The organism is Streptomyces sp. KLMMK, from assembly GCF_036961605.1.
GTDB lineage: Bacteria > Actinomycetota > Actinomycetes > Streptomycetales > Streptomycetaceae > Streptomyces > Streptomyces telluris.
In genome coordinates, this window is sequence record NZ_JBAMDC010000220.1 from 1 (window position 1) to 11,506 (window position 11,506).

At 72.6% G+C, this 11,506-nt stretch carries 8 protein-coding genes and 1 riboswitch; of the genes, 2 read left to right on the top strand and 6 right to left on the bottom strand.

All coding sequences use genetic code 11. The features are described 5' to 3' along the window. Window positions 1–148: 148 nt before the first annotated feature. The 4 genes from V7793_RS25200 to V7793_RS25215 form a co-directional block, all read right to left on the bottom strand. Complete coding sequence (locus V7793_RS25200) at window positions 149–814, bottom strand: GntR family transcriptional regulator (RefSeq protein WP_336010215.1); 666 nt, start codon at window positions 812–814, stop codon at window positions 149–151. Between the two features lie 270 nt (window positions 815–1,084). After that, window positions 1,085–1,894 carry a M23 family metallopeptidase gene (locus V7793_RS25205; RefSeq protein ID WP_336010216.1) on the bottom strand — a complete coding sequence of 270 codons (810 nt, stop codon included), beginning with the start codon at window positions 1,892–1,894 and terminating at the stop codon, window positions 1,085–1,087. A gap of 13 nt (window positions 1,895–1,907) precedes the next feature. Next, a riboswitch (cyclic di-AMP (ydaO/yuaA leader) is annotated at window positions 1,908–2,063 on the bottom strand. A 215-nt stretch (window positions 2,064–2,278) separates the two neighbouring features. After that, window positions 2,279–3,646 (bottom strand): M16 family metallopeptidase, encoded by a 1,368-nt coding sequence (locus V7793_RS25210; protein ID WP_336010225.1) that lies wholly within the window; start codon window positions 3,644–3,646, stop codon window positions 2,279–2,281. Window positions 3,647–3,681: 35 nt separating this feature from the next. Then, window positions 3,682–5,034 (bottom strand): M16 family metallopeptidase, encoded by a 1,353-nt coding sequence (locus V7793_RS25215; RefSeq protein ID WP_336010227.1) that lies wholly within the window; start codon window positions 5,032–5,034, stop codon window positions 3,682–3,684. A 223-nt stretch (window positions 5,035–5,257) separates the two neighbouring features. On the opposite strand from V7793_RS25215, the gene V7793_RS25220 reads away from it, so the two are divergent. Next, complete coding sequence (locus tag V7793_RS25220) at window positions 5,258–7,714, top strand: DNA gyrase/topoisomerase IV subunit A (protein ID WP_336010218.1); 2,457 nt, start codon at window positions 5,258–5,260, stop codon at window positions 7,712–7,714. Window positions 7,715–7,751: 37 nt separating this feature from the next. On the opposite strand, the gene V7793_RS25225 is transcribed toward V7793_RS25220, so the two are convergent. Further along, entirely contained in the window at window positions 7,752–8,843 is a 1,092-nt protein-coding gene (locus tag V7793_RS25225) for a CobW family GTP-binding protein (protein WP_336010220.1), read from the bottom strand. Between the two features lie 17 nt (window positions 8,844–8,860). Next, window positions 8,861–10,009, bottom strand: a complete 1,149-nt coding sequence (locus V7793_RS25230) for a citrate synthase/methylcitrate synthase (RefSeq protein WP_336010222.1) — start codon at window positions 10,007–10,009, stop codon at window positions 8,861–8,863. A gap of 130 nt (window positions 10,010–10,139) precedes the next feature. Between V7793_RS25230 and V7793_RS25235 the strand changes: the two genes are divergently transcribed. After that, window positions 10,140–11,429, top strand: a complete 1,290-nt coding sequence (locus tag V7793_RS25235; RefSeq protein ID WP_336010223.1) for a citrate synthase family protein — start codon at window positions 10,140–10,142, stop codon at window positions 11,427–11,429. The last annotated feature ends 77 nt before the right edge of the window (window positions 11,430–11,506 follow it).

An 11,506-nucleotide genomic window follows, 5' to 3' on the forward strand; every position in this document is an offset into this window, starting at 1 on the left:
CACACCCCGCGTGCGCCCGCGTGAAATCCATGGCATTCCAGCGGTAACAGCCGGGCATTCCTTTGGCGGAAGTTCGGCCGGAGATGGTTCCTGCGGTAACACCGGACATAAATAGGCCCGCCCCGGGAACCCGGACCGGAACCGGGGATCAGGAGCCGGAGATCACCGTTCGCACGGCCGGACCCGCATTCCGCACGCGGGCCGCCGGCACGGTGCGGCGCAGCCGGAATTCCCCCGGCGACCGGTCCGCACGGGCCGCCGCGATGGCCCGGGCCCGCTCCGCGTCGCCGCGGGCGACGGCGTCCACGAGGGCGCCGAGCACCTCCCAGGTGTCGACGGGGCGCGCGGGCGGCTCCGCCGCGTACACCCAGGCGATCTTGAGCCGGAGCTGGGTGAGCAGGCCCGCGAGGCTCGGGCTGCCGGACGCCTGGGCGAGGGTCTCGTCGAACCAGTCCCCCAGCGGCCGCAGCTCGCCCGTACGCCCGCCACGGGCCCGCTCCTGGCCGAGCCGGACCAGACCGCGCAGCACCTTCAGGTGCGCCTCCGTACGGCGCTGTGCGGCGCGCGCGGCGCCCAGCGGCTCCAGCAGGGCGCGGACCTCCAGCAGATCGGCGGCCTCCTGCTCGGTCGGCTCCGCGACGCAGGCGCCCGCGTGCCGCCGGGTGGTCACGAACCCTTCCGAGGCCAGGGTGCGCAGCGCCTCGCGCACGGGCACGCGCGAAACGCCGTAGCGGCGCGCGAGGACTTCTTCGGTGAGCCTGCTGCCGGGCGGAAACGTGCCCGAAACAATGTCGTCACGGATCGCCGTGCACACGGCGTGCGCGGAAATGCGACGGCCGCTCTGATTTGCTGTGCCATCACCGTTCACGTACGGCCCCGCATGGGTGAACCTCCGCATAACCCCCGCGAAACGCGGCCGATTGACGCCTGTTCAGCGACTCTATTGCAGCCGTCCGCGATTTCCGACGGCGCATGTGAAGTCATCGATATGTTTTGGCCAACACGAGGATACGACGAAGACCCCGGCCGGTGGGCCGGGGCCTTCGTCAGGCGAATGTGCCGCGCGGGGGCGCGGGCAGGGGCGTCAGAGGTTGACGCCGTGCTCGCTGAGGTACGCGACCGGGTCGATGTCGGTGCCGTACGTGGCGCCGGTGCGGGCCTCGAAGTGCAGGTGCGGGCCGGTGACGTTGCCCGTGGCGCCGGAGAGGCCGATCTGCTGGCCGGCGGTAACCGACTGGCCGACGCTGACGTCGATGGACGAGAGGTGGCCGTACTGCGTGTAGGTGCCGTCGTTGTGCTTGATGACGACGTTGTTGCCGTAGGCGCCGCCCCAGCCGGCCTCGACGATGGTGCCCGCGCCCACGGCCTGGATCGAGGTGCCGGTCGCGGCGTGCATGTCGATGCCGGTGTGGCTGCCGGAGGACCACAGGCCGCTGGAGGCCTTGTAGGACGTGGAGACGTACGAGCCGGCGATCGGCGAGACGAAGGTGTTGAGGCGCTTGCGCTCCTGCTCGCGAGCGACGCGCTCCTGCTCCTTGCGCTCGGCCTCGGCCTTGCGCTTGGCCTCGTCCGCGGCCTTCTTGACGTCGGCCGCCTGCTGCTTGGCGGCGGTCTCGGCCTCGTGGACGGCGGTGTTCTCGGCCGCGGCGCTGGTCTGGACCTGGGCCTGCTCGCCGATGCGGCCGGCCGTGTCCTCGCCGATGACGACGGCCTGGGTCAGGCCGGTATCCTCGGTGGGGCGGTGAGTCTCGTCGGGAGAGGCGGCCATCGCCGGGGCGGCGAGGCCCGCGACGACACCGGTGGCGGCGAGGGTGGCTATGCCCGCCGCGTTCGCGCTGACGCGAACGGCGCGGCTCGGCTTGCGGTGCTTCCCGGTGGCACGAGTGAACGCCATTGGTGAGGCTGGTCCTTTCCTTCCCTCTCGCCTACCGGGTTAGCTGACGGGTTCGGAGCAGGAAGGTCTCCTACGGATCCCTCCGGAAAGGGGCCCGATTCACCCCAGGGACACTTGGGTCCCCGGCTCCCCTGGCTCGCGCCGTACGGGGACTCGGCGATGTCTGCCCGGGCCGCGGATGCGACGCACATCTGACGGACAGACGCTTTGACGCTAGACGCCGCCACTTTCGATCGGCAAACAGAAGCCCCATTTTGTGGCCCACGCCACAACACAGACGTGCAACCACTCCACTAAACCGGACATTTGGCAGGCACGCGTGCCTCAGGGGTGCGCGTGCCTGCCGGTTGACGGGCCGACCGGTGCGGCCGGCCCGCCGGGGCGTCAGCCCGTGATCACGGTCACTTCCCCGATACCGAGGGCCCGGACGGGCTCCTCGATCTGCGCGGCGTCACCGACCAGCACCGTCACCAGGCGGTCGACCGGGAAGGCGCTCACCACGGCGGCGGTGGCCTCCACCGTGCCCGTCGCGGCGAGGCGCTCGTACAGGTGCGCCTGGAAATCGTCCGGCAGGTGCTGCTCCACCTGGTCGGCGAGGGTGCCCGCGACGGCCGCCGCCGTCTCGTACTTCAGCGGGGCGACGCCGACGAGGTTCTGCACGGCGGAGTCGCGCTCCTCGTCCGTCAGGCCCCCGGCGGCGAGGGTGCGCAGGACGGTCCACAGGTCCTCCAGCGCGGGGCCGGTGGAGGCGGTGTCCACCGAGCCGCTGATGGCGAGCATGGCCGCGCCGGTGCCCTCCGGGGTGGACAGCAGCACCTGGCCGAAGGACCGCACGCCGTAGGTGTAGCCCTTCTCCTCGCGCAGGACGCGGTCCAGACGGGAGGTGAGGGTGCCGCCCAGGCAGTACGTGCCGACGCTCTGGGCGGGCCAGACCTGGCCGTGCCGGTCGGCGCCGATGCGGCCGATGAGGAGCTGCGTCTGGACCGCGCCGGGGCGGTCCACGATGACGACGCGGCCGGTGTCGTCCGCGGTGACCGGCTTGAGCGGGTACGGCTCGGCCGGGGAACCCGTCCAGGCGCCGAGGGAGTCGGCGAGGGCCTCGTCGAGGTCCACGCCGGTGAAGTCGCCGACGACCACGGCGGTCGTGGTGGCGGGGCGCACGTGGGCCTCGTAGAAGGCCCGCACGGAGGCGGCGTCGATGCGGGCGACCGTCTCCTCGGTGCCCTGACGCGGGCGGGACATCCGCGAGCCGGCCGGGAAGAGCTCCTTGGAGAGCGCCATGGCGGCCCGGCGGGCGGGGTTGGCCAGCTCGTGCGGGATCTCGTCCAGGCGGTTGCCCACCAGCCGCTCGACCTCGTGGTCGGGGAAGGCGGGGGCGCGCAGCGCGTCGGCCACGAGGCCGAGGGCCTTGCCGAGCCGGGAGGCGGGGACCTCCAGGGACAGGCGCACGCCGGGGTGGTCGGCGTGGGCGTCGAGGGTGGCGCCGCAGCGCTCCAGCTCGGCGGTGAACTCCTCGGCGGTGTGCTTGTCGGTGCCCTCCGACAGGGCGCGCGCCATGATGGTGGCGACGCCGTCGAGGCCCTCCGGCTCCGCGGCCAGGGGGGCCACCACATTGATGTCGACGGCGACGACCTGCTGGCCCGGGCGGTGGCAGCGCAGCACCGTCAGGCCGTTGGGGAGCGTGCCGCGCTCGGGGGCGGGGAAGGCCCAGGGGGCCGCGGTCCCGGGCTGGGGCTGGGGGTGGAAGTCCATGGAAGGCTGGGCGGTGTCAGCGGCCAGGGCGTCGCTCACTTGGCCGTCTCCTCTTCTGCTTCGGCGTTCTCGTCGGCGGCGGGGGCGGCCGGCTCGGTGGGCTCGTACACCAGCACGGCGCGGTTGTCGGGGCGCAGGCGGGCCTGGGCGACCTGCCGCACCTCCTCCGGCGTGATGTCCAGGACGCGCTGCACGGCGGTCAGGGCGAGCTGCGGGTCGCCGAACAGCACCGCGAAGCGGCACAGTTCGTCGGCGCGGCCGCTGACGGTGGAGAGCCGGTCCAGCCACTCGCGCTCCAGCTGGGCCTGGGCGCGCTCCATCTCCGCGGGCGTCGGGCCCTCGGCGGCGAAGCGGGCGAGCTCCTCGTCGACGGCGGCCTCGATGCCGGCCACCTCGGCGCCGCCGGACGCCTTGACGTCCAGCCAGCCCAGCGAGGGGGCGCCGGCGAGCCGCAGCAGGCCGAAGCCGGCGGCGACGGCGGAGCGGTCGTGGCGGACCAGGCGGTTGTGCAGGCGGGAGGACTCGCCGCCGCCGAGGACGGTGACGGCCAGGTCGGCGGCGTCGGCCTCGCGGGAGCCGTCCTGCGGGAGGCGGTAGGCGGCCATCATGGCGCGGGCCGGGACCTCCTCGCGGACGACCTGGCGCAGCTCCTCGCCGATGACGTCGGGCAGGCTGCCGTCGCGCGGGGGCTGCTTGCCGTCGTGCGCGGGGATCGAGCCGAAGTACTTCTCGATCCAGGCGAGGGTCTGCTCGGGGTCGATGTCGCCGACGACCGACAGGACGGCGTTGCCCGGGGCGTAGTAGGTGCGGAAGAAGGCGCGGGCGTCCTCCAGGGAGGCCGCGTCCAGGTCGGCCATGGAGCCGATCGGGGTGTGGTGGTACGGGTGGCCGTCCGGGAAGACCATGGCGGTCAGCCGCTCGAAGGCGGTGCCGTAGGGGACGTTGTCGTAGCGCTGGCGGCGCTCGTTCTTGACGACGTCGCGCTGGTTCTCCATCGACTCGTCGTCGAGGGCGGTGAGCAGGGAGCCCATCCGGTCGGCCTCGAGCCACAGGGCCAGCTCCAGCTGGTGCGCCGGCATGGTCTCGAAGTAGTTGGTGCGCTCGAAGCTGGTGGTGCCGTTGAGGGAGCCGCCGGCGCCCTGGACCAGCTCGAAATGGCCGTTCCCCTTGACCTGTGCCGAGCCCTGGAACATAAGGTGCTCGAAGAGGTGGGCGAGGCCTGTGCGGCCCTTGACCTCATGGCGCGAGCCGACGTCGTACCAGAGGCAGACGGCGGCGACCGGGGTCAGGTGGTCTTCGGAGAGCACCACCCGCAGGCCGTTGGCCAGGCGGTGCTCGGTCGCTGTGAGGCCGCCGGTACCGGCCTGTTGCGTGGCCGTGTGACCCATGGGCATGTACGTCCCTTCGATCGCTTGAAATCTCGCGCCGGTGCGCGATGACTCGCGTGATGAGCAGTGCTGTCACTGTATGCAAGCGCGCTGACATCCGGCGAAGTTCCCGGCGCGGTGCCCCCTTACGGACGGGTCGTGTCCGGTGTTGTCAGTGGCGCGGTCCACAATGGTCCGCGTCAGCACCCTGCCTCGGCAATCGATCGAAGGAGCCGCAGCCGCGATGGCCCGCCGCAGCACGAAGACCCCGCCGCCGGAGAACTTCGAGGAGCGCATCCTCGACATCGACGTCGTCGACGAGATGCAGGGTTCCTTCCTCGAGTACGCCTACTCCGTCATCTACTCCCGGGCCCTGCCCGACGCGCGCGACGGTCTCAAGCCGGTCCACCGCCGGATCCTCTACCAGATGAACGAGATGGGCCTGCGCCCCGATCGCGGCTACGTGAAGTGCGCCCGCGTCGTGGGCGAGGTGATGGGTAAGCTCCACCCCCACGGCGACGCCTCCATCTACGACGCCCTGGTGCGCATGGCGCAGCCGTTCTCCATGCGCGTGCCGCTGGTCGACGGCCACGGCAACTTCGGCTCCCTCGGCAATGACGACCCGCCCGCGGCGATGCGTTACACCGAGGCCCGGATGGCGTCGGCGACGTCCCTGATGACGGAGTCGATCGACGAGGACACCGTCGATTTCACGCCGAACTACGACGGCAGCGAGCGGGAGCCCGTGGCCCTGCCCGCCGCCTATCCCAACCTGCTGGTCAACGGCTCGTCCGGGATCGCGGTCGGCATGGCGACGAACATGCCGCCGCACAACCTCGGCGAGGTCGTCGCGGCCGCCCGGCACCTGATCAAGCACCCGGGCGCCGACCTCGACACGCTGATGAAGTTCATCCCCGGCCCGGACCTGCCCACGGGCGGCCGCATCGTCGGCCTCGGCGGCGTGCGCGACGCCTACGAGACGGGCCGCGGCACGTTCAAGATCCGCGCCACCGTCTCCGTGGAGACCGTGACGGCCCGCCGCAAGGGCCTGGTCGTCACCGAGCTGCCCTTCACCGTCGGCCCCGAGAAGGTCGTCTCCAAGATCAAGGACCTGGTCGGCTCGAAGAAGCTCCAGGGCATCGCCGACGTCAAGGACCTCACCGACCGCGCCCACGGCCTGCGCCTGGTCATCGAGATCAAGAACGGCTTCAACCCTGAGGCCGTTCTGGAGCAGCTCTACAAGCTCACGCCGATGGAGGAGTCCTTCGGCATCAACAACGTCGCCCTGGTCGACGGCCAGCCGCTGACGCTCGGCCTCAAGGAGCTCCTGGAGGTCTACGTCGACCACCGCTTCGAGGTGGTGCGGCGGCGCAGCGAGTTCCGGCGCGGCAAGCGGCGCGACCGGCTGCACCTGGTCGAGGGCCTGCTGGTGGCCCTGCTCGACATCGACGAGGTCATCAGGATCATTCGATCGAGTGAGAACGCAGCGCAGGCCAAGGAGGCCCTCATCGCGCGCTTCTCCCTCTCCGAGGTGCAGACGCAGTACATCCTCGACACCCCGCTGCGCCGCCTGACGAAGTTCGACCGCATCGAGCTGGAGGGGGAGCGCGACAAGCTCACCGAGGAGATCGAGGAGCTGACGCGGATCCTGGAGTCCGACGCGGAGCTGCGCAAGATGGTCTCGGGCGAACTGGCCGACGTGGCGAAGAAGTTCGGCACCGACCGCCGGACGGTCCTGCTGGAGTCCGCCGGCGCCCCGGCGTCGGCGGTCCCGCTGCAGGTCGCCGACGACCCGTGCCGCGTGCTGATGTCCTCCACCGGCCTGCTGGCCCGTACGGCCACCGGCGAGCCCTTCCCGCCCGCCGCGGGCGAGGCCAAGCGCGTCAAGCACGACGTGATCGCCTCGGCGGTGCCGGCGACGGCCCTGGGCGAGGTGGGCGCGGTGACGTCGGCCGGACGCCTGCTGCGGATGCGGGTGATCGACCTGCCGCAGTTGCCGGAGACGGCGGCGGCGCCCAGCCTGGCGGGCGGCGCACCGGTGCCGGAGTTCCTCTCCCTGGCGGACGGCGAGACGGTTGTCTGTCTCACCACGCTGGACGAGTCCTCGCCGGGGCTCGCGATCGGCACGGAGCAGGGCGTCGTCAAGCGCGTGGTCCCCGACTATCCGGCCAACAAGGACGAGCTGGAGGTCATCTCCCTCAAGGACGGCGACCGCATCGTCGGCGCCGCCGAGCTGCGGACGGGCGAGGAGGACCTCGTCTTCATCACCGACGACGCCCAGCTGCTGCGCTATCCGGCCTCGCAGGTGCGGCCGCAGGGCCGGCCCGCGGGCGGCATGGCGGGCGTCAAGCTCGCCGCGGACGCGAAGGTGATCTCCTTCACGGCCATCGACCCGGCGGCCGACGCGGTGGTGTTCACCCAGGCCGGGGCGCGGGGCACCCTGCTGGGGGCCTCGGAGGGCACGGCGAAGCTGACCCCCTTCGACCAGTACCCGCGCAAGGGCCGGGCGACGGGCGGTGTGCGCTGCCAGCGCTTCCTCAAGGGCGAGGACTGCCTCGTCATGGCCTGGGCGGGTGCCGCGCCGGCGCGGGCGGCGGATGCGAAGGGCGCCCCGGTGGAGCTGCCGGAGGCCGACCCGCGGCGCGACGGCTCGGGCGCTCCCCTGGCGAAGCCGGTGAAGGCGCTGGCGGGCCCGGTGTAACCGGGCCCGGAGGGCGGGGGCGCCGCGGGCGCCCCCGTCAGCCCTGTGCGTACCGCAGGACGCCCCACATGCTGTTCTCCTCCGCCGGCGGCTCCCCCGCGGTCACGCGGCAGCGGTCCAGCCCGGCCCGCAGGGCCGCCGTGTCGACTCCCCTGCCGATCAGTACGAGCTGGGTGAGCCGTTCCTCGGCCCGTGCCCACGAGGAGCGGTAGAAGCGCAGGAAGTCGCCCACGGCGTGGACGGCGAACTTGTGCTTGTGCCCGGCTATGCCGAAGTACACGAAGCCCTTGATCCGGTAGAGCCCCTCCGGCCGGCTGTCGAGGAACTCCATCAGCCGCCGCGGGTCCACGGGCTCCTCGGAGACGAACTCGACGCTCTCGTAGGCGGCGTGCAGGTGCCCGTTGCGGCCGCAGCCGTCGTGGCAGTCGTGGCCGTGTCCGTCACAGCTGTGGTGGTCGTGGCCGTCCGGCTCGTCGTCGGCGCACAGGTCCTCGAAGGACAGCTGGCGCGTCTTCGACGGGTCGTCCTCGCGCGGCTTGCGGTCGAAGAGCAGCTCCGGGTCGATACGCCCGTACGACGCGGGCACGACGGGCGTGCCGGGGCCGAGCTCCTCCAGCACGCCGAGGATCTCCCGGCGGGCCTCGTCGCCGACCCGGTCCGCCTTGTTGAGGACGACGAGGTCGGCGATGGCCACGTGGCGGTCGAGCTCCGGGTGCCGGGCCCGGGTGGCGGCGAACTCCGCCGCGTCGACGACCTCGACGAGGCCTCCGTAGACGATGTCCTTGTTGTCGCTGGCCAGGATCATCCGGATGACTTCCTGCGGCTCGGCCAGGCCGCTGGCCTCGATGACGATGACGTCGATGCGGGCCGCGGGGCGGGAGAGCCGGTCGAGGAAGCCGTCGAGCTCGCTGGTGTCCACGGCGCAGCACAGGCATCCGTTGCCGAGCGAGACCATCGAGTCGACCTGCCCGGCGACGCTCATGGCATCGATCTCGATGCTGCCGAAGTCGTTGACGATCGCTCCGATGCGGGTGCCCCCGCTCCTCCCCAGGAGGTGGTTGAGGAGCGTGGTCTTGCCCGATCCCAGGAATCCTGCGAGCACGATGACCGGGATCTGTCGCTTGGCCACGGGGGGCGCCTCCATCGTCAGTCGAGCACGGCGGGGACCGGCTGGTGCGGGGGCGGGCCCACGTACCGGGCCGCCGGGCGGATGATCTTCGAGTCGTCCGCCTGCTCCAGGATATTGGCGCTCCAGCCGACGACGCGGGCCGCGCAGAACGTGGGGGTGAACATCTCGCGCGGCAGCCCGCACAGCTCCATGACGACGCCCGCGTAGAACTCGACGTTGGTGTGGAGCTCCCGGCCGGGCTTGAGCTCGGCGAGGATCGCCTCCACCCGGCCCTCGACCTCGACGGCGAAGTCCACGAGGTCCCCGCCGAACTCCCGGGCGATCTCGCGGAGCATCCGGGAGCGGGGGTCCTCGGTGCGGTAGACGGGGTGCCCGAAGCCCATGATCCGTTCGCCCGCGAGGACGCGTTCACGGATCCAGGAGTCGATGCGGCCGGGGGTGCCGATGGCGTCGAGGGTGTCGAGCGCCCGGCTGGGGGCGCCGCCGTGCAGCGGGCCGGAGAGCGCGCCGATCGCGCCGCACAGGCAGGCGGCGAGGTCCGCACCGGTGGAGGCGATGACGCGAGCGGTGAACGTCGAGGCGTTGAACCCGTGGTCGATGGTGGAGACGAGGTACCGCTCGACGGCCCGGGCCTGCCGGGTGCCGGGCTCGGCTCCGGTGAGCATGTAGAGGTAGTTGGCGGCGTGCGGCAGGTCGTCGCGCGGTTCGACAGGCTCCAGTCCGCTGCCGAGCCGGTGGAGGGCCGTGAGCAGGGTGGGAACGGCGGCGCAGGCGGCGAGCGCGGCGGCCTCGCGCCCGGCGGCGTCGGTGTCGTACAGCGGCCGGAGCCCGGACGAGGCGCCCAGCAGGGACAGCGCGGTGCGCAGCCCGGCGAGTGGGCCGGAGGCGGCACCGGCGCGGGCGATGCCCGGCAGGGCGTCGCGCACGTCCTGCGGGAGCCGGCGCAGGGCCGCGGTCTCGGCGGCGAAGCGGGCCCGCTGCTGCGCGTCCGGCAGGGAGCCGCGGAACATCAGGTGCCAGACGTCCTCGAAGGACCGGGTCCGTGCGAGTTCGACGGCCGAGTACTGGCGGTAGTGGTAGAAGCCCTCCCGGCCGCGGACGTCGCCGAGGGCGGTGTCGGTGACGACGACGCCGGCGAGTCCGCGCGGCACTTCGGTGATCGGCATTGCTGCCCCCTGATCCGTGTTCAGTGATCGATCAAGCCTTGATGGGACTGTCCATGCTTGACTCAACAGTTGTCAATGTTGATTCCAATCAATATGCAGAGGTGGACAGCGGGTGGATAGCGTGTCCTCCATGGCGGATCACAGGACGAAGGACGGCGCGGGCCGGCGGCCGGCGGACGACGCGGAGCGCGACGGCGCGACGGACGAGCGGCTGACCACCCGCGAGGTCGCCGAGCGGCTCGGAGTGAAGCCCGAGACGGTCTACGCGTACGTGAGCCGCGGGCAGCTCACCAGCCGCCGCGGCCCCGGCGGGCGCGGCAGCACCTTCGACGCGCGCGAGGTCGACGCGCTCGTGCGGCGCGGACGGCGCGAGACGGCGTTCGGCGGCGAGACGGCGATCCGCACGGGCGTCACCCTCATCGAGGAGGGCCGGTACTTCTACCGCGGCGTGGACGCCACCGCGCTCGCGGACCGGTACGGCTACGAGGAGGTCGCGGAGTGGCTGTGGACCGGCCGGCTGCGGCCCGGCACGCGGTTCACCGCCCCGGAGGACGGCCTGATCGCGGCGCTCCGCGCGGTGAGCGCCATGCCCGCGCACAGCGGTCCCACCGACCGGCTGCGGGTGGCGGCGATCGCAGCGGCCGCCGCCGACCCGATGCGCTTCGACCTGTCGCCCGAGGCGGTGCTGGGCACGGCGCGCGGGCTGATCCCGACGCTGGTCGACGCGCTGCCGGCCGCCGGGCGGCTGCCCCGGGGGGACGGCGGAGGCGCCCCGCTCCCCCGCAGGCTGTGGTCCCGGCTGACCGCGCAGGCGCCCGACGAGGCGTCACTGCGCGCCCTGGAAGCCGCCCTCGTGCTGCTCATCGACCACGACCTGGCCGCGTCCACGCTCGCCGTACGGGTCGCCGCCTCCGCCCGTTCCCACCCCTACGCCGCGGTCTCGGCCGGGCTCGGGGTGATGGAGGGCCCGCTGCACGGCGCGGCGAGCGGTCTGGCGCACCGGATGCTGACGGAGGTGCTGCAGCGGGGCAGCGCGGGGGCGGTCGTGGCCGACCACCTGCGCGGCGGGCGCCGCGTGCCGGGCCTCGGCCACCGGCTCTACCCGGGCCCCGACCCCCGCGCCACCGCCCTGTTCGCCCGGCTGGAATCCGTACCGGCGGCCGCGGACGCACTGGAGGCGGCGCGCGAGGTCGAGGCCACGACGGCCCGGCACGTGGCCCTGCACGCCAACGTGGACCTCGCCCTCGCCGTGCTGTCGGTCTCCGCGGAGATGCCGCCCGAGGCCGGGGAGACGGTGTTCGCGGTCGCCCGCACGGCCGGCTGGATCGCACACACCCTGGAGGAGTACACGGAGCGTCCGCTCCGGATGCGCCCCACGGGCGCCTACTCGGGCCCCAGGCCGCCCCAGCCCATGCCGTGAGCTTCAGCCACCTCCGCAGTGCGCCGCACGATCACCGGCAACTCAGGTTAGGCTTACCTTCGTGAGTACGTGCGCGA

What these genes read in the sequence shown, in the direction of transcription:
- V7793_RS25205 (WP_336010216.1), bottom strand. Translation starts at nt 1,894, where the DNA reads ATGGCGTTCACTCGTGCCACCGGGAAGCACCGCAAGCCGAGCCGCGCC.
- V7793_RS25210 (WP_336010225.1), bottom strand. Translation starts at nt 3,646, where the DNA reads ATGGACTTCCACCCCCAGCCCCAGCCCGGGACCGCGGCCCCCTGGGCC.
- V7793_RS25215 (WP_336010227.1), bottom strand. Translation starts at nt 5,034, where the DNA reads ATGGGTCACACGGCCACGCAACAGGCCGGTACCGGCGGCCTCACAGCG.
- V7793_RS25220 (WP_336010218.1), top strand. Translation starts at nt 5,258, where the DNA reads ATGGCCCGCCGCAGCACGAAGACCCCGCCGCCGGAGAACTTCGAGGAG.
- V7793_RS25230 (WP_336010222.1), bottom strand. Translation starts at nt 10,009, where the DNA reads ATGCCGATCACCGAAGTGCCGCGCGGACTCGCCGGCGTCGTCGTCACC.
- V7793_RS25235 (WP_336010223.1), top strand. Translation starts at nt 10,140, where the DNA reads ATGGCGGATCACAGGACGAAGGACGGCGCGGGCCGGCGGCCGGCGGAC.